Annotated in this window: 26 protein-coding genes and 2 tRNA genes; 11 read left to right on the top strand and 17 right to left on the bottom strand. The window is 34.1% G+C overall.

Annotation, left to right across the window (positions count from 1 at the left end; translation table 11 throughout):
* Positions 1–23 precede the first annotated feature (23 nt).
* The 3 genes from QYS47_RS00290 to QYS47_RS00280 are packed head-to-tail and all read left to right on the top strand — an operon-like array spanning position 24 to position 3,721.
* Entirely contained in the window at positions 24–1,571 is a 1,548-nt protein-coding gene (locus QYS47_RS00290) for an NADase-type glycan-binding domain-containing protein (protein ID WP_322347305.1), read from the top strand.
* Positions 1,555–2,277, top strand: coding sequence for a M15 family metallopeptidase (locus QYS47_RS00285; RefSeq protein WP_322347304.1), 723 nt, complete (start codon positions 1,555–1,557; stop codon positions 2,275–2,277). The genes QYS47_RS00290 and QYS47_RS00285 overlap by 17 nt, the downstream gene beginning before the upstream one ends.
* Complete coding sequence (locus QYS47_RS00280; protein WP_322347303.1) at positions 2,270–3,721, top strand: hypothetical protein; 1,452 nt, start codon at positions 2,270–2,272, stop codon at positions 3,719–3,721. The genes QYS47_RS00285 and QYS47_RS00280 overlap by 8 nt, the downstream gene beginning before the upstream one ends.
* On the opposite strand, the gene QYS47_RS00275 is transcribed toward QYS47_RS00280, so the two are convergent.
* The 11 genes from QYS47_RS00275 to QYS47_RS00225 all read right to left on the bottom strand — a co-directional run bounded on the left by QYS47_RS00275 (position 3,718) and on the right by QYS47_RS00225 (position 12,564).
* A complete protein-coding gene (locus tag QYS47_RS00275; protein WP_322347302.1) occupies positions 3,718–4,527 on the bottom strand; it encodes a VanW family protein in 810 nt (269 codons plus the stop codon). The genes QYS47_RS00280 and QYS47_RS00275 overlap by 4 nt on opposite strands.
* Positions 4,528–4,895: 368 nt before the next feature.
* Positions 4,896–5,111 carry a hypothetical protein gene (locus tag QYS47_RS00270; RefSeq protein ID WP_302122262.1) on the bottom strand — a complete coding sequence of 72 codons (216 nt, stop codon included), beginning with the start codon at positions 5,109–5,111 and terminating at the stop codon, positions 4,896–4,898.
* A 168-nt stretch (positions 5,112–5,279) separates the two neighbouring features.
* On the bottom strand, positions 5,280–6,176 hold the full coding sequence (locus QYS47_RS00265) for an SDR family oxidoreductase (RefSeq protein ID WP_322347301.1): 897 nt from the start codon (positions 6,174–6,176) through the stop codon (positions 5,280–5,282).
* A complete protein-coding gene (locus QYS47_RS00260) occupies positions 6,173–7,048 on the bottom strand; it encodes a peptidylprolyl isomerase (protein ID WP_322347300.1) in 876 nt (291 codons plus the stop codon). Before QYS47_RS00260 ends, QYS47_RS00265 begins: the two co-directional genes overlap by 4 nt.
* 7 nt (positions 7,049–7,055) lie before the next feature.
* Positions 7,056–7,988, bottom strand: coding sequence for a hydroxymethylbilane synthase (gene hemC / locus QYS47_RS00255; RefSeq protein ID WP_308358328.1), 933 nt, complete (start codon positions 7,986–7,988; stop codon positions 7,056–7,058).
* 7 nt (positions 7,989–7,995) lie between these two features.
* Positions 7,996–8,442, bottom strand: coding sequence for an ATP-dependent zinc protease family protein (locus QYS47_RS00250; protein ID WP_322347299.1), 447 nt, complete (start codon positions 8,440–8,442; stop codon positions 7,996–7,998).
* A gap of 30 nt (positions 8,443–8,472) precedes the next feature.
* Positions 8,473–9,135, bottom strand: coding sequence for a phosphatidylserine decarboxylase family protein (locus QYS47_RS00245; protein ID WP_322347298.1), 663 nt, complete (start codon positions 9,133–9,135; stop codon positions 8,473–8,475).
* A 110-nt stretch (positions 9,136–9,245) separates the two neighbouring features.
* A complete protein-coding gene (locus QYS47_RS00240; RefSeq protein ID WP_308358332.1) occupies positions 9,246–10,520 on the bottom strand; it encodes a Glu/Leu/Phe/Val family dehydrogenase in 1,275 nt (424 codons plus the stop codon).
* An 88-nt stretch (positions 10,521–10,608) separates the two neighbouring features.
* Positions 10,609–11,442 carry a phosphatidate cytidylyltransferase gene (locus tag QYS47_RS00235; RefSeq protein ID WP_322347297.1) on the bottom strand — a complete coding sequence of 278 codons (834 nt, stop codon included), beginning with the start codon at positions 11,440–11,442 and terminating at the stop codon, positions 10,609–10,611.
* A complete protein-coding gene (locus QYS47_RS00230; protein ID WP_308358334.1) occupies positions 11,423–11,629 on the bottom strand; it encodes a DUF2007 domain-containing protein in 207 nt (68 codons plus the stop codon). The genes QYS47_RS00235 and QYS47_RS00230 overlap by 20 nt, the downstream gene beginning before the upstream one ends.
* Complete coding sequence (locus QYS47_RS00225) at positions 11,626–12,564, bottom strand: CPBP family intramembrane glutamic endopeptidase (RefSeq protein ID WP_308358335.1); 939 nt, start codon at positions 12,562–12,564, stop codon at positions 11,626–11,628. The genes QYS47_RS00230 and QYS47_RS00225 overlap by 4 nt, the downstream gene beginning before the upstream one ends.
* A 38-nt stretch (positions 12,565–12,602) precedes the next feature.
* On the opposite strand from QYS47_RS00225, the gene dusB reads away from it, so the two are divergent.
* The 5 genes from dusB to QYS47_RS00200 all read left to right on the top strand — a co-directional run bounded on the left by dusB (position 12,603) and on the right by QYS47_RS00200 (position 16,511).
* Positions 12,603–13,601 (top strand): tRNA dihydrouridine synthase DusB, encoded by a 999-nt coding sequence (gene dusB / locus QYS47_RS00220; RefSeq protein WP_322347296.1) that lies wholly within the window; start codon positions 12,603–12,605, stop codon positions 13,599–13,601.
* Positions 13,598–14,491, top strand: a complete 894-nt coding sequence (locus tag QYS47_RS00215; RefSeq protein WP_322347295.1) for a DMT family transporter — start codon at positions 13,598–13,600, stop codon at positions 14,489–14,491. The genes dusB and QYS47_RS00215 overlap by 4 nt, the downstream gene beginning before the upstream one ends.
* Before the next feature lie 146 nt (positions 14,492–14,637).
* Positions 14,638–15,024 (top strand): TraR/DksA family transcriptional regulator, encoded by a 387-nt coding sequence (locus QYS47_RS00210; protein ID WP_302122270.1) that lies wholly within the window; start codon positions 14,638–14,640, stop codon positions 15,022–15,024.
* Positions 15,024–15,587 carry an SMC-Scp complex subunit ScpB gene (scpB, locus tag QYS47_RS00205; protein WP_308358337.1) on the top strand — a complete coding sequence of 188 codons (564 nt, stop codon included), beginning with the start codon at positions 15,024–15,026 and terminating at the stop codon, positions 15,585–15,587. Before QYS47_RS00210 ends, scpB begins: the two co-directional genes overlap by 1 nt.
* A 72-nt stretch (positions 15,588–15,659) precedes the next feature.
* Entirely contained in the window at positions 15,660–16,511 is an 852-nt protein-coding gene (locus tag QYS47_RS00200; protein WP_322347294.1) for a pseudouridine synthase, read from the top strand.
* 1 nt (position 16,512) lies between these two features.
* On the opposite strand, the gene QYS47_RS00195 is transcribed toward QYS47_RS00200, so the two are convergent.
* Together QYS47_RS00195 and QYS47_RS00190 are read right to left on the bottom strand one after the other, a co-directional pair.
* Entirely contained in the window at positions 16,513–17,937 is a 1,425-nt protein-coding gene (locus QYS47_RS00195; RefSeq protein WP_322347293.1) for a HAMP domain-containing sensor histidine kinase, read from the bottom strand.
* Between the two features lie 233 nt (positions 17,938–18,170).
* Positions 18,171–18,243, bottom strand: a tRNA-Phe gene (locus QYS47_RS00190).
* Positions 18,244–18,338: 95 nt separating this feature from the next.
* Between QYS47_RS00190 and QYS47_RS00185 the strand changes: the two genes are divergently transcribed.
* Together QYS47_RS00185 and QYS47_RS00180 are read left to right on the top strand one after the other, a co-directional pair.
* A complete protein-coding gene (locus tag QYS47_RS00185; RefSeq protein WP_322347292.1) occupies positions 18,339–19,652 on the top strand; it encodes a 4Fe-4S dicluster domain-containing protein in 1,314 nt (437 codons plus the stop codon).
* 34 nt (positions 19,653–19,686) lie between these two features.
* Positions 19,687–20,484: a (Fe-S)-binding protein gene (locus QYS47_RS00180; protein WP_322347291.1), complete on the top strand. Its 798-nt coding sequence runs from the start codon at positions 19,687–19,689 to the stop codon at positions 20,482–20,484.
* Positions 20,485–20,735: 251 nt separating this feature from the next.
* Here the strand turns inward: QYS47_RS00180 and QYS47_RS00175 are convergent, their stop codons facing one another.
* Positions 20,736–21,836 (bottom strand): SO2930 family diheme c-type cytochrome, encoded by a 1,101-nt coding sequence (locus QYS47_RS00175; protein WP_322347290.1) that lies wholly within the window; start codon positions 21,834–21,836, stop codon positions 20,736–20,738.
* Positions 21,827–23,068: a parallel beta-helix domain-containing protein gene (locus QYS47_RS00170; RefSeq protein ID WP_322347289.1), complete on the bottom strand. Its 1,242-nt coding sequence runs from the start codon at positions 23,066–23,068 to the stop codon at positions 21,827–21,829. The genes QYS47_RS00175 and QYS47_RS00170 overlap by 10 nt, the downstream gene beginning before the upstream one ends.
* 84 nt (positions 23,069–23,152) lie before the next feature.
* Here QYS47_RS00170 and QYS47_RS00165 point away from each other — a divergent pair, with 84 nt between their 5' ends.
* Complete coding sequence (locus QYS47_RS00165; protein ID WP_302122283.1) at positions 23,153–23,581, top strand: VOC family protein; 429 nt, start codon at positions 23,153–23,155, stop codon at positions 23,579–23,581.
* Between the two features lie 43 nt (positions 23,582–23,624).
* Here the strand turns inward: QYS47_RS00165 and QYS47_RS00160 are convergent, their stop codons facing one another.
* Positions 23,625–24,035 carry a hypothetical protein gene (locus QYS47_RS00160; RefSeq protein WP_322347288.1) on the bottom strand — a complete coding sequence of 137 codons (411 nt, stop codon included), beginning with the start codon at positions 24,033–24,035 and terminating at the stop codon, positions 23,625–23,627.
* A gap of 120 nt (positions 24,036–24,155) precedes the next feature.
* Positions 24,156–24,227: transfer RNA gene (locus QYS47_RS00155), tRNA-Arg, on the bottom strand.
* Positions 24,228–24,236 lie beyond the last annotated feature (9 nt).

Genomic DNA, 24,236 nt, shown 5'->3' with positions numbered 1-24,236 from the left:
TCCATCACCTTAACATCAATATCATGAAGCTCAATCCTTTTTATTTAGCATTTATAATGGTTGTTTTTAGCACCTATTTTTATTCTTGTAACTCTTCAAGCAATTCCAACGAACAAAATGAAGGTACGACTGAAACGGAAGAAGTGATGGAAGCTGCTGAACAGATAGAAGAAGAAGCCGCGGCAATAAGCGAAACCGATAAATCTTCACCATTCAATGCTCCACAGAATACTAAGACCACTGATGCAAAATTGAAAGGCGTTTATGTAACCTCTACAAAAATGCCTCACACTAAATATTCCTATGCGAACCTATTTGATGGAGATAAAACCACCTTTTGGGAAAGCATGAAGGGTGCTGGACCTAATGAAGGCATCATGCTTTATTTTAAAGAACCGACAGCAATTAATTTCATCAAAATCAATCAAAAGAGTGGAGTAAATTACGCGCAGATAGAGACAGTAGAAATCTACACTAACGGAAGTAAAGAAGGGATTCATAATTTAAAAAACGAATTCATCGAATTAGAAGCTGAAAATATTCTTTCCCTGTATATTAAATTTGAGCGTCTATCAGATATTAGCAGAACCGAGAAATTCGATGGAGAATACATGAGAACTACATTTTTCGATAAAAATAAATCAGTTGCAATATCAGAAATTGAAATGATGCATGCTGGCAACAGATTAAATTTAAAAGCTCCGCAGCTACTCTCAGGAAGTTTTACTGCCAGCTCTACACTTTTACCAAAAGAAGCCTATGGAGTACAAAACCTAATGGATTCTCACAAAGAATTTGCTTGGGTAGAAGAGGCTCCTGGCTTAGGAATTGGTGAAACGATAAATGTAAAACTTGACTCAGAAACTGAAATAACAGGGGTTTTAATCAATAATGGATTTCAGCGTTCTGAAAGCCATTTTTATGCAAATGCAAGAGTGAAGGAATTAAAAATTGAAGACGAGAATGGTAATGAAAATATCCTTAAAGTGAAAGATAAAATGGATGAGCAGTACATTGATTTACAACAACCTCTAAATGGTAAAAACATCACATTGACCATTAATAGTGGTTACAAAGGTACTGCTTATGAAGATTTGGTAATCAGCGAGCTGAAGTTTTTACAAGGGGACAAATTAATGGTGATTTCGAATAAAGCGCAAGAGACTTTGAAAAAGGAATTGATTGAAAAGTCTAAAAATACTGTACTCCAAAATTACTTGGACAATGCGGTTGATTATTGGTATGGGGAAATGGATGGCTACAGTAGCACTTTCATTCTCAGATCCGACTATACATTTGTTTCCTACTATAAGGAAAGGGAAGGAGATGAAGTATTAAAAGAAACTATCTCAGATGGCAATTGGGAAATAAAGGAATTAGGGCCTAACAAAGCAGTAATAAGGGTGTTTGGAAAGTTAATGAACATTTCCAGAACCATCGATTATTATGCAGGATCATCAGAGGATTCCTACATACAAATATTTCAGGATTTTGTGACTTTTACGAAAGATAAGATTGAGGGAGAAAAGTTCATTCAAAACCATGAAATTGTACATGAGTCAAATGAATAAAATCATTACCATACTATTTAGTTCTGCTTTATTCTTGCTGAGCTGTCATCAAGAAAAGAAAAATGAAAAAACTACTGATAATCAGCATATTTCGGTTCAACAAGAAGAAAGTGCTGCAACTTATAAAGTTCAAACCCTTATAGCTATGGAAGAATTGGCTGACTCGGCATTTGTTAATTTGCGCGAGGTGAGTGATTCATTTCAATATGATATGCGCTATGCAACAGCCAATAATTTCTTAGGGAAAAAAGTATATGACTGTGATAATTGTTGGCTTAGAGCACGAACAGTAAGGGCTTTAATTAAGGCCAATCGTGATTTTATTAAAAATGGTTATCAGATTCAATTTTACGATTGCTTTAGACCAAGAGCAGTACAATACAAAATGTGGGAAGTAATGCCAGATGGTAGATATGTAGCCAATCCGAAGAGCGGATCTATCCACAATAGAGGGGATGCAGTTGACATTACATTAGTTAATATCTCAACCAAGGAGGAATTGAAGATGGGCACTGACTTTGATTATTTTGGAAAAGAAGCACATTATGAATACGATCAGCTAGCAGACCAGGTTCAGGAAAACAGGAGGTTGCTCCGAACGATTATGGAAAAGCATGGCTTCAAAGGAATTAGAACAGAATGGTGGCATTTTAGCTATATAGGAGAAGTTTATCCTATTTCAAATCAAGCGCTTTGCAATGAATAAATCGCTTGGTAAAAGATTTATTGTATTTTGTTTTCTAATTGCGGGATTTGTATTCAGATGGTTATCGCTCCAACAAACAGATTTTGCAAATGGTTGGGACACCTACTATTATTTAATTCAATTAGCATCTCTGCAAGGCACAGGACAAATGCACTCTTCGGAATGGAATCTATTTTATCCAACCCTTATATTAGTTGATTGGTTTTTCTCAGACTCCGTTACTGCCGTTAAATTTTTATCCGCAAGCTTGACGGCTTTGTTCATGTATGCCTTTTCTCTATTGACCGTTCAATTAAAAGTTCGTTTTGAGTACATTATCTTCCTACTAGCCTATCTCCTTTTCAGCCCCGAGCTCACCTATTTTGCTTCTCAATGGCCCAAGAATCTATTGGGGATCATCGTTTATGTTTTGCTTTTAACGACCCTAGTTAAGAAGTCTTGGTTTTTCGTTATTGCCTTATTGATAGTGAGTTTTTTTGCCCATAGGATGGTAGCCGTTTTGGGATTAATCACTGTAGCATTATGGATTTTCAACAAAAAAATTAATATAAGACTCAAGATTGGGATAGTCACTTTAGGCTTATTGAGCCTGAGTATTGTTCATTTTGTGCCTGGCTTAATTTCTTTTTATGATTTTGAGCGCTTTAATTCATTATTAAGTAATCAATTGCAATTACCTCATTTATCATTTTTTCACTTGTTCAAAACCGAAAAAATCTCCAACTGGTGGAGAATGGAAATGATTATGAGTATCATGCTTGTCATTTATATAATCGGAAGGCTCTTCAAACAGCTAATAAAAAATCAAAGCATATCTTCTTTCCAATTTGTGATAATAGCTTTATTCATTATCCTTTGGTTTCCTTTTTATCAAATGACCTCCGACAATATTCCTTACAGACTTTTTCATGCTGGTCTTCTACTGCTTCCATTGTTGTTCTTGGTATCTTTTAAAAACCTGAATCTTAATTCACGGCTGATTAGAAGCCTGACATTCATTTTCATGATTTTTTCTTTTTTTAGCTGGAAAACCTATGCGCCAGAAAAGCATGATCCGGATTATAAGACCTATTCAAAAATGATACAAAAATTGGAGTCTTATTGGATGAAAAATAGCAAGGCAGAACTCATAATTGGCCATAAATCATTGGCCGAAATAATAACTTATCATACCCAGGTGGATGTGCTTCCATGGCAGGTGGAATATGAAGTAGAAGCTGATAAGCTTTATCGCATTGCTTACTTGCCTTTTGACCGTTTATATGAATATTATCTTCATAATACACCTTACCAATTGGCAGTGAATTACTATTACATGAAAGAGTCTGATTGGCAAATATTTCTTGCTAATCTAAAAAAACATGAAAGTGTAGCATTGTATGAGTTACACCAAAATTGGAAAAATCCACATGAGGTTAGGCCCGCCTATCTATTGAAAAATTAATCTTCAAGAAAAGGCTCATACATCATAATGGCATTATTCTCTATTTTTACATCTTCTTCTACTAACTCATTGTTTTCTTTATCTATCACTTTTTTTACCAATCGATTATGCCGTGTATATCCGCCCCAGCTTTGGTGTTTGATAAGATGATCAGCCTCAATTAATTCGTAATTGTATTGAAGGGGCTTGTCCGCCCTTAAATTGCCATTTAGGTATTCTTTTGTAAGATATAATTCTAATTGAAAAGTAATATCAGTTGTATTTTTAAATTGAAAATCGATGTAATTATAGGCCAAGGTAGCTCCTGCTCCAAAGGGTATTTTTCTGTTTACATCTGGAAATACATCAAAGCCATGTCGGTAGCGCTCTGTTACTTCCAGTGGAGAATGCATAATCATCCAAAACAATAGATTGCCCAATTGGCATAGCCCCCCGCCAACACCTGATTCAATTCTTCCTTGGTTCAATATTAATCCCGGTAAGTAGCCTTTGGCCGAGCTGGGTTTGCCTACTAAATACCAAAAAGAAAAAGTCTTACCCGGAGGAATAACGATTTTACTAATTCGCTCATTTGCCAATTCCAAATTAGTGATTTTATTGATTTGCAATTGCATATCCACATCCTTCAAAGGCCGCAACAAAAAAGATTTATGACTAAAAACTACTTCTGGAAGGAGCTCCAGAATTTGGGTTTTGGCAAAAGACTGAGATTTTTTCATCCAATCCCATTTACGCTTTATGATGTAAAACTCCTTTCCGAGTTTTCTTCTAAGTTGAGAGCGAATTTTGGGCTTAGGAACATTCATTTCTTGAAAAAAGTAATTCTGCCTGTATTTTATGAAGTAAATCTGAAGTATTCAAATAATAGTGAATATAATAAAGTTTTTTTAAAATTTCTGTAAAAGATCCATTCAGATAATTACTTCAAAACCTATTAAGAGAAGAGAATAATTGGATTTAGAGTTCTCTTAATTAACAGTGGTAATTCAATATTTTATGAATGGAAATAGTTATACTATTTTGAACAAGAAAGAATAATGATATATTATTTAATAATTGGATGTTTTTATAGAGGTAAGAACTAGGAATACTTCTGACTCTTAAGCGAAATTTTATGATTAATTTCAAAAGCCAAAATAGAATATTAGTTGTAAGGGAGTGAAAATATCTCCCTTTATTTTTCCATTAGTTCACTTAGTGTTTTACTAATTTTTCCACTAGAAATGGTTTCTATACAACAAAAATTTCCTTCTTCCCACCTAATTTCTTTCACATCAGCTTGAAATGCAGTAGCATCTTCTATGCTGAAGTTTTTAATCATCTCATTTTTACTTTCTGCTTTTATTTCTTTTGTTGAATCATCATTAAAAACAATCGTAAATTTTGGCATAGGTATCAATTTTTAAAACTGATATTAATAAGCCTTGTATAATGAGATTGTTTATAGGATGTAATATTTATATGGAAATTTTTCCATGAAGCCACATAATATTTCGATAAATAAAAGGGTGTAAACGAAAAATTCTTAATTTTTTTAAAAATAGAAAATAAGGAATCACTAGTTTATTTGGTCAGCCAAAATTTCAATACCGTCTTTAAATGAATGTGGTTTATAACCTAAAATGTTTTTGGCCTTATCTAAAATAAAACCAGTTTTAGGAGGTCTTTTAGCTGTTTGCTTAAACTTAGTGCTATCTGTTTTAGTCATACTGTCCGTAGGAAGTTTAAAGAATTCAGCCGTGGCAATGGCCATTTCATATGGAGTTAATAAATCATCACCTGAAATGTTAAAGATACCAGTAGCTTTTTGCTCAGCAATTAATAAGCAACCTTGCGCCAGATCTTCAGCGAGTGTTGGGGTTCTCCACTGGTCATCTACTACTTGAATTTCTTTACCCTCTTCAAGAGATTTTTTGACCCATAAAATGATATTACTTCTACTCATGTCATGCGCTATACCATACACTAAAACAGTTCTGGCTATAGCCCACTCAATATTGCTTCCTTCAATTAATTTTTCTGCTGCCAATTTGCTTTCACCATAATAGCTCACAGGATTAGCTTCAGCTTCTTCTGAATACGGGCCATCCTCACCATCAAAAATAAAATCAGTAGATAAATGTAAAAGGAATGAATTATTTTGTTCACAAGCTTCAATTAAATACTCAACAGCGGTAACATTTAGTTGCCAACAATCTTCCTTTTCTGTTTCACATTGATCCACATTAGTCATTGCAGCTGTATTAATGACAACATTTGGCTGATGAGTTTTTATACAGTTTAAGACATGATTTTTATCTGTTATGTCAAGACTTTCAAATTGATATAGATCACTTGCTGGTAAACGGTTTTTTCCTCTTGCAGTAGCTACCAGTTGATGATCTGTTTGCTCAGTTATAAGTTTAACTAATTTTTGACCTAATAATCCATTTGAGCCTGTTAGCAGAATTTTCATTTTTCTTCGCTTGGATATTCGTAACCGTATTGTTCAGTAATTTTCTTTTTAGACATTTTTTCAACTTCCGCTGTCATATAAATGTCTTTAACAGGTTTATCTGCACCAGCAGTCCTCACCGAAGCAATAGAATCGATCACATTTAAGCCTTCGACCACTCTTCCAAAAACTGTATATTCTCCATCTAAGTGAGGCGCACCTCCAATATTGGCATAATCTTCGATTTGACTCTGATTAAATTCATATAATTCAATCTTGCCAAATTCTTTTTCAACTAATGAATCTGCTATCGTTTCCATGAAGTTTTGCAATCCTTCCATATCCTGGGCCTTTTGCATTTCAATCACCTCATTTCTTAAAGTAGCATATTTTTTCATGCCTAAAAGCTCACGTAATTTCATTTGCTTTTGCTGATAAGCTCTACCCTCAGACATTTGCTTTAGGTCACTTTCTTCGAATTTTTGTCCATGAACAATGTAGAACTGAGATCCACTAGATTTTCGTTCAGGGTTGATTTGGTCACCTTGTCTTGCAGCAGCTAAAGCCCCTTTTACATGCCAAAAGTCAGGTTGAATTTCTGCCTCGATAGTGTAGTTTACCTTATCCTCATCCTCAATATTTTTTTTCTGATTTACATCACCACCTTGAACCATAAAGTTTTCAATCACTCTATGAAATATAGTGCTGTCATATTTTCCTGATTCAACTAGTTTTATGAAATTCTGCTTATGTTTTGGTGTTTCTTCGTATAAAATGGCTTTCATATCACCATATTCTGTATGTAATACAATCACAGAATCTTTTGAAGTTTGGCACGAGGCAAATAAAGTGATAAATAAAACTGTAGTCAGTATTAAATTTTTGTATTTCATGGTATAGTTATTCAGAAAGTTGTTCTCTTATTTCTTTTAATATTTTGTCACCCCCTTTTTTAAGGACTTGTTTTGCGATAAGGTTCCCTAACTCTTCAGCTCTAGAAGCTTCATCTGTCAGTTTCAGTGATATTCTTTCTTTTCCATTAAGACTGATTATCCCCGCTTCCATTTCAATGGAATTACCCTCTAGTTGAGCAAGGCCAAAAACTGGAATGCTGCATCCGCCTTGTAAGTATTTTAAATAGGCTCTTTCTGCTCTTAGGCAATATTCTGTTTGCTTGTGGTTTAATGCAAACCTCAAGATGTCTTTCTTTTCTTGGTCAATAGTTTTATGTACTTCTATGGCTACTGAGCCTTGACCAACCGCAGGGATAAATTCCTTTGTTGAGAGTTCAAGCTTTATTTTCTCATCATAATTCATTCTATGTACACCAGCATAGGCTAATAGAATAGCGTCACATAGTCCTTCTTCCATTTTTCGAATTCTGGTTTGAAGGTTTCCACGAATATCAACTGTTTTAACGTGCGGATAGAAGTGTTTTAAAGTAGCAATTCTTCTGGTTGAAGAAGTTCCGATTACAATTGGATTTTCTTTATTATAAAAATCAATAGAATCTTTATGAGATACTAATACATCATTAACTTTTTCTCTTTCAGTAAAGGCAATTAATTCAAATCCGGTCGGTAATTCAGATTGCATATCCTTAGCGCTATGAACTGCGATATCTATATTTCCTTCAGCAAGTTGTGCTTCTATTTCTTCGGTAAACACACCTTTACTTCCTATTTTAGAAATAGCAACATCTAAAATTTTATCACCTTTGGTTTCAATGATTTTGATTTCAGCACTATGACCTGCTTTTTCTAGTTTATTTTTAACGTATTCGGCTTGCCATAAGGCCAGTTTGCTTCCTCTAGTTCCAATTCTAATGTTCATTTCCCTTTTATGATTTTTGATTGTATTGGAAAGAAAGATTTTCTTCTGCTACATCTACCACAAATCTACCACTCAATAATTTCCTACCCAATAAAATGGGGTTTTTCATATGACTACGATCTGAAAGAGAAAATTCAGTATTGTAAATTTTATTGAAGATTTTGACTTTTGTTTTAATAACATAACGCTCTTGTACCTGACCATTCGAACTTCTGATCTTTTTCAATTTGAAATCAGAAGTCCTGAATTTGCGAGCTTTCATGCCTTCACCTAGTCTTTTACCACTAATGGTATAGACTAAAAAATCAGCATTGTCTTCTTTTTCTAGATGTATTTTTGAACAATGTATAGCAGAAGTATAAGCGCCAGTATCAATTTTTGCCTGGACGTTTACTAAGCCTAATTCAGGTAGGCTTATTTTGTCAACTCTGCCTATAGTTCTCTTTTGCTTCAATTTTTTAAATAGAGGATTAGTCTGATAAGATTAAGATTTGAGTTCCGCTATTACAGTTCTTCCACCTTTTGTTTTATCACCAATATTCACTTTTACCTCAGCATCTAATGGTAGGTATATATCAACTCTGGAACCAAATTTAATAAAACCAAACTCTCCACCTTGTTCTACAACGTCACCTTCACTAACGTACCATTTGATTCTTCTTGCCATAGCTCCAGCGATTTGTCTAAAAAGTACTTCAATGCCACTTCCGTTTTCAACAACAATAGTAGTTCTTTCATTTTCCGTACTGGATTTAGGATGCCAAGCTACTAAATATTTACCCGCATGATATTTACAGAATTTCACTACACCAGAAATCGGACTTCTGTTTACATGCACATTTACGGGTGACATGAAAATGGAAATCTGCTTCCTTTTCTCATTAAAATATTCTGTTTCTTCTGTATCTTCAATTACAACTACTTTTCCATCAGCTGGTGCCAAAACATGTTTGTCATTCTTATTGATGATGAATTTTGGATTTCTGAAAAACTGAAGTATTAACAAATAAACTACAATTAATATGATTAATATTCCATCATTTACCCATTGTGGAGTATTTAACACATATTCAAATAAGAAAAATATACCAATGAATATAATCAGCGAAAAGAACAATATTTTTCTTCCTTCTTTATGTAAAGTCATAGCGTTAAATTATATGAATTCTAATGAAGTTTTATTCACTTCTAATTCTATTAAAAAAAGCGCAGATTTACTGCGCTTTTAAATATATTAAAAATTATTTGGCTGATAAATTAATATCCACCTCTATATTTATAAGTTTGAGCTACTTTATCGATTGCAACAATGTATGCAGCAATTCTCATAGGTACGTCATAGTCAATAGAAGTTTTGTAAACCACTTCAAAAGCATCTTTCATGATCCTATCAGAACGTCTGTTTACGCGTTCTCTTGTCCACTTATAACCTAATCTGTTTTGCACCCATTCGAAATATGATACCGTAACACCACCAGCATTCGCTAAGATATCTGGAGCCACCATAATTCCATGTTCGTTAATAATGCTGTCTGCTTTTGCTGAAGTTGGTCCATTTGCACCCTCAACAATCAGTTTAGCTTTTATTTTACCTGCATTATCATGTGTTATCACATCCTCTTTTGCAGCAGGAATTAATACATCAACCTCTAGGGTTAATAATTCTTCATGTGCAATTTTTTCTGCACCATTAAAACCTTCTAAAGTACCGTTATTATTATTTCTGTATTCAATAGCTTCTTTAATATTGATGCCTTTATCATTGAAATATGCACCAGAAATATCGGATATTGCTTTGATTGTTGCACCTCTTTCTTCTAACAATAAAGCAGCAAAAGAACCAACATTTCCAAACCCTTGAACAGCCATTGTAGCTTTATAAGGATTGATTTTCAGTTTTTCCATTGCAGCTAAAGCTGAAACCATTACACCACGTCCTGTAGCTTCTGTTCTACCTAATGAACCGCCTAATACCAATGGCTTACCGGTAACAACTGCGTTTACAGTCATACCTTTGGATCTTGAATAAGCATCCATCATCCACGCCATTTCTCTTGGGCCAGTCCCCATATCTGGTGCAGGAATATCTCTGTCTTCACCAAATACATCAACCATTGATTCTGTGTAGGCTCTGGTTAATCTTTCAATTTCACCAGCAGACATTGAACGTGGGTTACACTTAATACCTCCTTTGGCACCACCGTAAGGGATGTCAACTACCGCACATTTCCATGTCATCCATGCAGCAAGTGCTTTAACCTCATCGATATTCACACCCATATCATACCTTACACCACCTTTTGATGGGCCTAAGATAGTGGAGTGAATAACTCTGTAGCCTTCAAAAACTTGTATTGACCCATCATCCATCGTTATTGGAAGATTTACTGTAACCTGACGAGCAGGTGACTTCAATACGTTGTAAATTTCATCATCTAAACCTAAATGTTGCGCAGCGATGTGGAATCGCGACATCATCGACTCAAAAGGGTTTTCTAAGTCTTTTATTGGAGCCGGTTCGATATATCCCATAGTAGTATTTGTTTTTATAAAAACTTGGAGGCGAAATTAACTATTTGTTATCTGATTTTTACTTTTTTATGTACTAATGTTGAAAAAATCATTCAAAAAGCATTAAAAAAGCTGAAATAAATGGTGCAGACAACAAAAGTCCATCAAATCTGTCTAAAAAGCCTCCGTGGCCCGGTATTACTGAGCCAGAATCTTTAATATCTATACTTCTTTTGAATAGAGATTCAACTAAATCTCCATATGTTCCTGCTATTACGATTATTCCTGAAATGCAAAGCCATTGCCAATCTGCAATTTCATCGAAATTTGCAGCCATGATTATAGCAAAAATAAATGCCAAAATTGTTCCACCTAAAGCCCCTTCCCAAGTCTTTTTGGGAGAGATCCTTTCAAACAACTTCCTTTTCCCAAATTTAACCCCTGCAAAATAAGCGCCTGTATCGCTAGCCCAAAGTATGAATAATGCACCAATTATGATTTGAAAACTGTAGGTCCCATTATAAAAAACAGCTATATGCAGTAAAGAAAAAGGAGCGGCTACATAAATAATTCCTAAGAAAGTGTAGGCAATATTTGTGAAAGGTTTTTTATCATTTTTATTGTAAAGTTTTACAAAATAAACGGTTGATGCTATTGGAGCAATTACAAAGTAAATCCTTGGATCAAGGTGTTCAGCCCTTACTAAAAATGTAATCGTATAGATTGATAATCCTGTGATTGTTCCCCAAAACTTTAAAGGCAACATGCCATCAATTCCAACTAGTTTATAAAATTCAAGTTGGGTTAAGGCGCAGAGTATAAAAAACACTGCAAAATAGGTCCATTCACTATAAATAATAGCCGAAAGAATAATTGCTACACCAAGAATAGCGGCAATAATCCTTTGAGTTAAATTATTGTATTTACTCAAATTTGATATCATCTTCAATTAGTTTGATCGCTCGAATTACATGATCCACAGTAACTACGATTTCATAGTAGCCAAGCTGATAGGCTGAATCTTTTTTATCTACAATAATCGGATTCAATTCCTTTTCCTGCAAATAATCATTCACTATTTGTGCTTGATATAACTTATCTGTTTTATAAACAGTTTTCCAGTTTTTCATTCCTGAGCAGCTTTATTCATTTGTTGCTTAAAGTAACGGAAAAAAATGAGACATGCGAATAAGGCTGAAAGTGAAATATATACTGGAACCGAAGAATCTACTTCTTGTGCGTCAAAATCATCTATAAACCTTGGCCCAACATACATTAATATAACTGCCAATCCATTGTTAACAAAATGGGCAATAATCGGATACCAAATATTTCTAGAAAACACATAAATGTACCCAAACAAAGCGCCAAGCATAATTCGAGGTACAACACCATAGAATTGCATATGAAAGGCTCCAAAAATTATAGCTGATATCCATATTGCTAAATGAGCATTTTTGGTCGCTGATTCTAACTTATTCTGTAATAAACCTCTGAATACTAGTTCCTCTCCAATTGCTGGTAAAACACCAATAATTAGTAGAGCGATAAGCATTTCACCAAAACTATCGTAGTTACTGAGCAACTCTGTCAACTCCATTAGTTGATCTTCCGTGGCTCGCGCCCATTCTTCAAAAGCTTTCATGAATTCTGGAAATTCAATATTCATATTCCATTCAATAATGATAGAATTAAACATCATGAAAGAAAACGTCATCAATACAATTATTAAGGCCGAGTTTAGACTCAATTTTTTACTATGGAAGTAATCTTTAAACTCTTGCTTATCCATTTTTTTTATAAAAAATAAGCCAAAAAGAGTAAAGCCTAGGAAGTGACTTACTCCTTGAGCCACATACATAAATAATTTACTTTCAGGGCCAAAAGGCGGTTGTAAAATTTCTTGGCTCTCAAAAATATTAACGCCTGAAACTAAAACTGCTAAACCAGAGCCAATGAGTTGACTTATAAGATTCCATGCTAAAAACAGTAGTACAAGGTAAAAAATTGAAGTCCAGGGATTTTTATAGATAATTTGTGGGTTGTTATGCTTTAAAGAATTCATATAGTGCGTAAATTTACACCAAAATTAAGATTATCAAATTGGTAAAGATAGGAAACATATCATTAGGCGAGTTCCCATTATTATTAGCACCTATGGAGGATGTCAGTGATCCGCCATTTAGAGCAGTATGTAAAGAGAATGGTGCCGATTTAATGTATACAGAATTTATTTCTTCTGAAGGATTAATAAGAGATGCCATCAAAAGCAGACAAAAGCTTGATATTTTTGATTATGAGAAACCGATAGGGATTCAAATTTTCGGAGGAGATGAAGAGGCAATGTCTATAGCTACTAATATTGTCAATGTAACTCAGCCGGATTTAGTGGACATCAACTTTGGTTGTCCTGTAAAGAAAGTTGTCACGAAAGGCGCTGGAGCTGGAGTTTTGAAAGATATTGACTTGATGGTGAGGTTAACTGAGGCTGTAGTAAAATCTACTGATTTGCCTGTTACTGTAAAAACCAGATTAGGCTGGGATGAGGATTCCAAAAATATTGAAGAAGTAGCTGAGAGATTGCAAGATGTTGGGATTAAAGCTTTATCCATACATGGGAGAACCCGAAAGCAAATGTATAAAGGAGAAGCTGACTGGTCATTAATTTCTAAAGTAAAGAATAATTCAAGAATCAACATTCCTATTTTTGGGAATGGAGATATTGATTCTCCTGAAAAAGCTTTAGAGTATAAAAATAGATATGGTGTTGATGGAATCATGATTGGTAGAGCCGCTATCGGTAATCCATGGATATTTAATGAAATCAAACATTATTTAAAAACGGGAGAAACACTTCCAGCCCCTAATTTAGAAGATAGAGTTGAAACTGCTAAAAAGCATTTAGAGTTTTCAGTTAAATGGAAGGGAGAAAAAGTAGGTATTTATGAGATGAGAAGGCATTATACTAACTATTTCAAAGGCATCTCACATTTCAAACCTTATAGAACTCGTTTAGTAGAAGGAGATAGTTTTCAAGAAGTTTTAAATACATTAGATGAAGTAAAAGAAGTTTTCGCTGATAAAATGATCGAGAAAATATGAATGAAAAAGAAACTGCAAGTCCAGTTTTAATTTACGGATTATTAATATTACTCGCGCTCATATGGGGAAGCTCTTTTATTCTTATTAAAAAAGGGCTTCTTGTCTTTTCAGCAGGAGAAGTTGGAGCCATTAGAATATTTTCAGCAGCTTTAGTGCTTACTCCCTTATCATTACCTAAACTCAAAACATTAAATAGAAGGCAATGGAAATGGCTTTTTATTTCAGGTATGGTGGGCAGTTTTGGGCCAGCATTTTTATTTGCCTATGCACAAACTCAACTTGAAAGTGGGATTACAGGTGTATTGAATGCACTGACTCCAATATTTGCATTGCTAGTTGGCGTTTTATTTTTTAAAGGAAGTTTAAAACTCAGAGATAGTTTAGGGATTGCTTTAGGCTTTGCTGGCACTGTTGTTTTGATTGTTGCTGGATCTGATGGTGAACTTGGAAATTTTAACTTTTATGCCTTATTCGTAATACTTGCAACCTTCTGTTATGGACTAAACCTGAATATAATCAAAACCCAGTTTAATGTATTAACACCAAGAATGATTACGAGTATTTCTTTGGTTTTAATAGCTCCTTTGGCAGGAGGCTATTTATTTGGGGCAAGTGATTTTATTCATAAAATGCAATATGCAGATGGAGCTGGAATGGCTTTATTATTCATTTGTATTTTAGGTGTGATAGGAACTGCATTTGCGTTAATATTATTTAATAGGCTCGTAAAATTGACTTCTCCAATCTTTACAAGTTTTGTAACTTACTTAATCCCAATTGTAGCCATTATTTGGGGGATATGGGATGGTGAAATTTTAGTAATAGGTCATTATATCGGTATTATATTAATAATTTTAGGAGTGGCATTTGCTAATCGTCCAAAAAAATAATATTTGGATAATTTCAATATATATAAAACAAAACATTGTTGCTGGTAAATCGCTAAACATATAATATTCTATAAAATCGTTAAATAGTTTTTGTTTTAAACGAAAGCATTTATTTTTGCCCGCAATAATTTAAACCTGACAATGTTATGAGTGATCAAGAGAAAACAAGATATAATGCAGATGAGCTAAAAGAGTTTGAAGATTTAATCACTGACAAATTAAATAAGGCCAAAGAAGAGCTTAAATATATTAAATCAACCATAACTCGATCTGCAGATACTGGTACTGATGGTACATCAGGAAATGTTAAAGTACTAGAAGATGGTGCTGATACTATGGAGAAAGAAAGTATGAATCAATTAGCTGCCCGTCAGCAAAAGTTCATCACTAATCTTGAAAATGCGTTGGTAAGAATCAAAAATGGAACGTATGGAATCTGTTCTGTAACAGGTAAATTAATCTCTAAAGAGCGTTTAAAGGCAGTTCCTCACACTACTCAATCAATTGAAGCAAAATTAGCACAAGATAAATAATGGATTTTCTGCTGAATCATATTGAAGCACTAATTTTTTGTGCCACCACTCCATTGAAGGTGCAAGAAATACATAAGTGTTTGTCAGAAATGTTTGAAGCAGATGTTCCCAAAGAGGATATTGATCGGGCTCTCGAAAAGATTTTAAAGAAATATGAGTCCGATGAATATTCTTTCCAAGTTGAGCATGTAGGTGGGGGGTATCAATTCATGACGAAACCTGCTTACCAGGCAAGTATTGGCATTATGCTCAAGCAACAATCCAAAAAAAGACTATCTACATCTGCACTAGAAACGCTTTCAATTATTGCATACAAACAGCCCATCACTAAAGGTGAAATGGAGCAAATAAGAGGAGTAAATTGCGATTATACAGTGCAAAAGCTCCTTGAAAAGGAGTTGATTGAAATTAAAGGTAAAGCAGATGCAATTGGTAGGCCAATTCTTTATGGTACCAGCCAGAACTTCATGGAGTATTTCGGAATAAACGATATCAAAGATCTTCCAACTCCAAAAGACTTTTCTCAGGAAGACAATCAAATTGGGAAAGAAAACGAGGATTAATCAAAATAGAAGCGTAGTTTTGTAATTGAAATAAAGTCTTGATAATCCTATCAGGATGTAAATTTCTATTCTATGCATAAAAAGAAATCCCCGAATCATAATAAGCCTAAATCAGGTTTTAAAAAGAAAAACGTTAAGGCGAAAAATACAGCTGAAACCCCGGAATATGATATTAAAAAATTAAAATCGGAGGAGGTAAAGCAAAAAGAGCTTAAAGAAGGGATTCGCCTTAATAAATTTATCGCAAATGCTGGAATATCTTCTAGAAGAGAAGCCGATCAGCATATATCGGAAGGCAAAGTTAAAGTAAACGGTAAAGTAGTTACAGAACTAGGCTTTAAAGTAAAACCATCAGATGAGGTAGCATTTGAAGGTAAACCAATAAAAAGAGAAAAGTTAGTTTATGTGTTGTTGAATAAACCTAAAGGATTTATCACCACTATGGATGACCCTAAAGGAAGAAAAACGGTAATGGATTTGGTTGCAGCTGCTGGGCAGGAGAGGATTTACCCGGTTGGCAGATTAGATCGCAATACTACAGGATTACTTCTTTTTACTAATGATGGAGAATTAGCCAAAAAGCTAACTCACCCAAAACATAAAGCAGCTAAAATTTATCAAGTTGAATTAGATAAGCCTATCACGGAAGAAGATTTCTTGAAAATTGAAGAGGGTATAAGCCTGGAAGACGGAGAGGTTAAAGTAGATAAGATTGCTATTTTAAGTCCAGATGCTAAGAAGCTGGGTTTAGAAATTAGAATTGGTCGAAATAGAATTGTTAGAAGAACGTTTGAGCATTTAGGCTATGAAGTCGTGAAGCTTGATAGAACAACTTTTGCAGGTCTTACAAAAAAGGATCTTCCAAGAGGTAAGTGGAGGTTTTTAAAGCAAAAGGAAGTGATCAATTTGAAGCACTTAAGATAATTTATCGATCATTATATTTAACAGCGGCATTTTGAATGACTACTGTAAAAGTGCTCCCCATATTTACTTCTGATTTTAACGTGATTCTTGCATTAATTTTTTCTAAAGCTTGTTTCACTATAAAAAGTCCCAATCCAGAACCCTCTGCTTCGCTGGTAGCTCTATAGAACATATCAAATACCTTGTGCTGACTTTCTGGAGAGATACCAATGCCATTATCCTCTACTGATATGTGTACATCTCTGTCTATTTTCTGAAATCGAATAGCAATGTATTGATCCTCTTTTTTAGAGTCATGATATTTAACGGCATTTGAGATCAGGTTTCCTAAAATTACTTTTAACTGATAGTAGTCAGTTTTTAGAATATGATGTATTTGCTCACTGTAATCTAAGCGAATTTGTTCAGCTCCCTCATTGAATTTCACATCTGTGATAACATCTTCCACAATCTCACCCAGCCTAAAAGTTGTAGGTTTTATTTCAGTTTTAATATTGCGTGAATAATTGAGGATATCGCTAAAAATATCATCTAGCTTTTTAACCCTTTCTTCCATCATTTGCACATACTTTTGGCCAGATTCCTCTTTAATATCATGCTTGGCAATATTAATTAAGCCTAGTAAAGAAGCGACTGGAGCTCGTAAATCATGGGAGGTGCTGTATAAAAAGCTATCTAATTCTCGGTTAGTTTTTTCTAAAGCAGATCTTTCTTCCTCAAGTAACCAAATGATCATCCCAATTCCTATGAATGCAATTAACAAGAAATCTAAAGCGCCTAAGCTGCTGTTTAATTTTAGAATGTAATGCTTATCAAATAGTACTGAAAGCCCACCGAGGGCATAATTAAGGTTTTCAAAACCATAAAGAATGAATGCAATCCATAATAATTTTTTACCTACAGCGGTATCCCTTTTTCCTATTCTCATAATTTGAATTCCTGCAAAAAGAAAACCAAAACCAGCAATTAATGATTTTACGGTAAAAGGTAGAGCTAATGAGTATTTATAGCCACCTTCTTCATCCAAAACAAAAGCTAATGCACTGAATAGTGAAATAACTATTACTGTTGCATATTGTGCGTATTCAAATTTTAAACTGATGCTTTTTCTTTCGATTAGATGGTACGCCCCCCGTAATAGCCATACAATATGCATTAAACCTGCAATTTGGAAGAAAAATGTAAATACATTTTGCCAAAAGGGTCCTATGCTTTCATTAGAATTAAAATATAATGTTATTAAAGTGATGATGACATGAAGGGCGAAAGAGAGCCAGCTATAAGCCCAAAGTTTTAGATGTTTTCGTTGGTACAAACTATAAAAATACCATAGAATTAAAGCCAATCCTATCCCCCAAAATGCTTGCCCGATGTATGTAGGAGTAATTTCCTTTAAAAATATACTAATGATTGACTGACTTATCAACTCTTTAAATTTTAATATCTACTAAAGTAACAACTTATATCTGATATAGTAAACAAATGCTTATCTGTATTGATTTTAAATTATTGCAAAAATAGTATGTATGCATACTATTTTTAAACTCAACTATTATTTTTAAATTTCAAGTGTAAGCTTTGGATGAAAGATGAAAAAAATGACTGAATTTGAAATATTAAAGAACATAAAAAAAGCCTTGCTAGTTAAAGCAAGGCTTGTGGTGCTGAGTGGACTCGAACCACCGACTCACGGATTTTCAGTCCGATGCTCTACCACCTGAGCTACAGCACCGTGATTGAGTGGTGCAAAAGTAGGTTAAATATTTATCCTGCAAAAGAAATTTAAAAAAAAATCTGAAAAAAATTTTCAACGAATAATAAACAACTATGGAATACATCTCGCAAATTGCTTTCTTACTGGTACTTGCAGTTGCAGCGTACTTTTTAGCACAAAGAATAGGGAGCATCAAGAAAAATATCAATCTGGGTAAAGAGGTTGATAGAAGTGATAATAGTGGTCAAAGATGGAAGAACACTTTTTTGATTGCTTTTGGTCAACAGAAAATGTTCAAAAAGTTTATTCCAGCTATTCTTCACTTAATGATTTATGTTGGTTTTCTAGTAATTAACTTAGAGGTATTGGAATTCATTATTGACGGTGTAGCTGGAACGCATAGAATATTTGCTCCAATTTTAGGAGATGCTTATACAGTCGCAATTAATGTTTTTGAATTCCTAGCCGTTGCTGTATTGGTTTCATGTGTTGCTTTTCTTTTGAGGAGAAACGTACTAAATGTAAAGAGACTTCGATCATTAAGTGGGTGGCCTAAGTTAGATGGTAATTTAATATTGGTTATCGAAATTATTTTAATGTTTGCTATTCTTACTATGAATGCAACTGATATGCTGTTGCAAGGAAAGGATGAGCATTATGTGCAAACAGGAAGTTTTTTCTTTAGTAGTTTCTTAACACCATTATTTGAAGGAATGAGTGTTGATGCTTTGGTTTTTACTGAGCGTTTCGCTTGGTGGTTTCACATCATAGGAATATTAGCTTTTGCAGTTTATGTAACCTATTCTAAGCATTTACATATCTTCCTTGCTTTCCCTAATACTTATTTTGCTAAACTGACTCCAAACGGGCAAATGAATAATATGGATGAAGTAACGACTGAGGTGAAAAGTATGCTAGGGATGGATGCCGGTGCTCCACCAGCTGAAGTAGCAAGATTAGGAGCTAAAGATGCAACGGATCTTACTTGGGTGAATTTGATGAATGCTTATTCATGTACTGAGTGTGGTAGATGTACTGCTGAGTGTCCAGCCAATTTAACTGGTAAAAAATTATCTCCTCGAAAAATCATGATGGATACTCGTGATCGAATTGATGAAATTGGGAAAAATATCAAGGCAGGCAAAGAAGCTGAATCTGGGAGTCCATTATTCAGCGATGATTACATTTCAGCAGAAGAACTGAATGCTTGTACAAGTTGTAATGCATGTGTTGAAGCATGTCCTGTAAGCATTAATCCATTGGATATTATTCTTCAAGGAAGAAGATATATGGCGATGGAAGAAAGTAGCTCGCCACAATCATGGAATTCTATGTTCCAAAATGTTGAGACTAGTTTTGCACCATGGAAATTCCCACCAACAGACAGATTTAAGTGGGCAGATAAATTAAAAGGAGAAGAAAAATAAAATAGGAAACGATTAAATTCAAAATATAGATATTATGAGCGATTCAACATATAAAGTCCCCACTATGCAAGAAATGAGTGCTAAAGGAGAAGCTCCTGAGGTATTATTTTGGGTAGGCTGTGCAGGTTCATTTGATGACCGTTACAAAGCGGTTACCATTGCATTTACAAAAATCTTAAATAAAGTAGGAATTAATTTTGCAGTATTAGGACCAGAAGAAAGTTGTACAGGAGATCCTGCTAGAAGAGCTGGAAATGAATTTCTTTTCCAGATGCAGGCGATGAGTAATATTCAAGTTTTAAACGGATATAACATCAAAAAAATAGTTACGGCTTGTCCTCACTGTTTTAATACAATCAAAAATGAGTATCCTGAATTAGGAGGTAATTATGATGTAGTACACCATTCTCAATTCCTTCAAGGATTAATCAATGAGGGGAAAGTTACACTTAAAGATGGTGGAGAATTTAAGGGTAAGAAAATCACTTTCCATGATTCATGTTATTTAGGTAGAGCAAACGGTGTGTATGAGGCCCCGCGTGATGTTATTAAAGCTTTAGATGCGGAATTAGTTGAGATGAAACGTTGCAAAACGAAAGGTTTATGCTGTGGTGCTGGTGGCGCTCAAATGTTCAAAGATGCAGAAAAAGGGAATAAGGAGATTAATATTGAGAGAACTGAGGAGGCATTGGAAACTGGTGCGGAGGTAATTGCAGCGGGTTGTCCTTTTTGCATGACTATGATGGGAGATGGAGTGAAGAATAAAGAAAGAGAGCATAATGTGAAAGTCTTAGATTTAGCCGAATTGATTGCTAAAAATCAAGGGTTGTAAGGGATATTAGAAATATAAAATTGGAAAACTGAAATATTAAAGTTTCAGTTTTCCTCAATGTAATATGTTATGTTTAATAGAAATAGATTTGCAATAGTTATTACAATAGGTTCTGCAATCCTGTTGATTGTAAATCTTTACAGCTTAGATTACGATCATCTTTCGTTCTCAGAAATTGCAGGTCCATTATCCAATATTTTTTTAATATTGGCTATGTTTACTGTATTGCTTCCAAAGAAGAATGATTGAAATCATTTCATTTCTGCAATCCAATTCTTTACCAATTCCAATCCTTCTTTATGGACCAATTGCCTTCCTAGTTCTGGCATCATAATTCCTGGGTCTGTAGACTCCATTCGGTAGGCTAGAATAGATTCTTCGGGATGGCCTGGTACGATATCGTATTTCAAACCTCCTGAACCTTTACCCGCTGCGATTGGAGTTTTACCTACTCCCCAAGCAGCAGGATTATCCACAGAGGCCATAAGATGTAGTGCGGAGTTTTTAGCTGGTCCATCAGGTCTGTGGCAATGTCCACAATTTATTTCTAAGTAAGCTCTGGCTCGATCTGCTAAAGGAGCTTGATCATCTTCATAATTTACCAATTTTGGCATACCTGTTGAAGGTAAATCTGATATTAAATGATGCTTTTCCCAATAAGCTAATTGATTCATGTTTCCATTTTGAGTATAATTATAATCACCATTTAATTGTCTTGCGGAAGGCCCTATTGGTGTGATTTTACCATTCTTAAGATGGCAGCTCCTACATTGATTCATATTAGGAACGCTATAATTTATTTTTTGAGTATTGCCTTCAGTATCTCTCCAGCTTACACTTTTTGTAGCTCCTGCTACTTCCAAAAAAGCCTCAGTTTGTTTGTCATTCCAAACATAAGGAAGTGCTTTCCATCCCTCTTCTTCATGAATTAATAATCGGGTTTCAATAATTCTTCTCTCTCCATCTGGATTCGAAAAATCACTTGGATAATAAAAGTTTTTGATCAAAATACTGCCCACAGGGAACTCCAATACTTCCGTAGAATGATATTGCGCTTCTTTTCCTTCCGGAATCATGACAAAACGAGCTTTTTGTGCATAATCTGAAAAAAGTGGAGAATTTAAAGTATATGGATGAACATTTTTACCGGGTTCTAATGTTTTTAATTCACCTTTAAAGAAGTTGTAATCCGATAACTTCTCTTTACCTATATTTTGATTGGATTTAAAAACAAAAGTATTGGATGCTTTTTCTTCGCTTAGCTTTTCAACCTTTTCATTTTTCTCCTTAGTGTAACAAGATACCGTAAAAACTGCTGCTAATATTATTACTATATGTTTTTTTAAAGGCATAGGAAATCCTCAATTTTTTCATTCATGTTTTCTAATTCGTTAGGTGCATCAAGATTCACAAAATGGATATCTTCTTGATCAATGCATAAAACATCCTTTGCTTCTTTCCCATCAGCGATAAAACCATCAAAAACAATGTCTGGTGGATTGAATGGATATTTGAAGTTGAATAATTTGCCAAAATCATGTTGGAAAGTAGCAAACCATTTATCATTAGAAATTACATTTTCGTGAATTTTTATTTCCCACGGATAGGGGTTGTAGTTCTCATCTAGACTGTAATTATTGTTTACTCTTTGAGCAGATCCAGCTTGCTCCTCATTTGCTTCTTTAGTCTCCTCTTCGCTTATTGCCGCTACTAATTCATAGCTTATAATGGCTATACCAGCTGATCGGTTATCGATAATTTCATTTTTGTAAATGTCTACATTTCGTGTGGCCAAAACCATAATTCCAGTTCCCGGTGGAACCACACCTACAATATTACCTTCTGGCGCAAAATTTCTATGGTTGTTTTCTTTAACTATGTTCTTATAAACTTTTATGTTTTCGCCATACTGTGTTAATCCGGGTAAATCGAATACTAAAATACCGCCAGTATTATTAATGGCTATATTTTCGTAAATCTCAACATGATTTGAATTCTCACTCTCAATTCCTGCTACATTTTGGTAAGCTTCATTATTTCTTATGATTACTGAATCGGATTGACCTACATAGATTCCCGCATCAGATGACCCAATTGCAATACAATTTTCAATTAATACATTTTTACAAAGCACTGGGTATAAGGCGTAAGCTCCGTTTTCTTCACTCACTTTTCCTGTCCATTGCGCTTTAACTTTTCTAAAGGTGATTCCCTCTGTGTCCGTAACTTTTATGTTATCACCAGCAGCATCTTCAATGGTGAAACCTTCTAAAATTATATTTTTACAATCTGCTATTTTTATTCCTTCGGCACCTTCTTTTTGCTCTTTGAAGGATAGAATTGTTTTGTCAATTCCAGTCCCTTTAAAAACAATATTCGATTTTTCATCCATTAAAAGACTTTTCGAAAATTTAAAATAGCCCTCAGGAAGATTAATAGTATCACCATCATTGGCCATGATAAGTGCAGTCTGTAAATCTTTTTCAATGTCTTGCCATTGAACATTGCTTCTGTCTGCTATTTCAGTATTTGAATTACAGCCATAAAAAATAAGAAGGGGAAAAAAGTAAAAAAGTCGTTTCATTTTTATCATAAATTTGAATCAATATACAAAATCTTGTGAATAGGCCTTGATATTTCTAAATTGAAAACAAAGAAAATAATAATTATGAAGACTATACTTTTTGTAAGCCTGATGCTAATTGCTCAATTGGGATTAGCTCAAGTAAAATTAAATCATATTGCAGTTTATGTGGAGGATTCTGAAGAAAGCAGGAACTTTTATTCAGATATAATTGGGCTGGAACAGATAGAAGAGCCATTTAAAGATGGATTACATGTTTGGTATAAAATTGGTGAATCACAACTACACCTTATTGAAGGAGAATGGGAAGAGCCGACTATTAATAAGAATAATCATCTTTGCTTTAGTACTGCTGATATCGAAAAGATCATCAAAAAGCTAAGGGAACAGAATATTAGCTTTGAAAATTGGCCCGGTGAGAAAAATAAAGTGACAACAAGAGTAGATGGTGTGAAGCAAATTTACTTTCAAGATCCGAATGGCTATTGGGTAGAGGTAAATAATGATTATTAAGTAAGTGAAAATAAAAAGGATAACATTTAGCTATCCTTGATTTTTATTCAGAAATAAATTTAATTACTTCTTCTCTAGATCCACATAATTTAAATGGAACTCCAAATTTTCCAATTGATTTTAGAATCAGGTTTAAATAGTATCTCTTAAATATACTAGCATCTGTTATAGTGCCCGCTTTCTTTAATCCCACCGCTTTCACATTCGGAAGAATTTCCTCTTCAAACCATTTTCTTGAATTAGCTCCTATAATCCCTTGATTGCTTATATCTGAAAAGAAATAAATCAACTTATATTTCTTCATAGTTTCTAAGCTTCTTTCCCACGTCCTTTTATAATCTTCTTCCTTAAGATTACCATCCCAAATTAATTCAAGACATTTCAAGTCGTGTAATACATATGCTTTTACATATTTTTCCTCAAACACTAACTCCTTTGTCGCTTCTTTCTCCATTTAGATCTTATTTAATAATGTAAAGATGTTTAAACACAGAAATAGTTCCAAGATAAATATGATTTTTAGAAGGGAGAGGTAGATTTATATTAATCTACATTATTATAGTGTAATGAGTTGTGGCCTCTCCAGGAATCGAACCTGGATCTAAAGTTTAGGAAACTTCTATTCTATCCATTGAACTAAGAGGCCAAATTGTAC

This window comes from Marivirga arenosa, from assembly GCF_030503875.2.
Lineage (GTDB): Bacteria > Bacteroidota > Bacteroidia > Cytophagales > Cyclobacteriaceae > Marivirga > Marivirga arenosa.
Note: the sequence above shows the minus strand (reverse complement) of the source record. Positions and strands in the feature narration are given on the sequence as shown.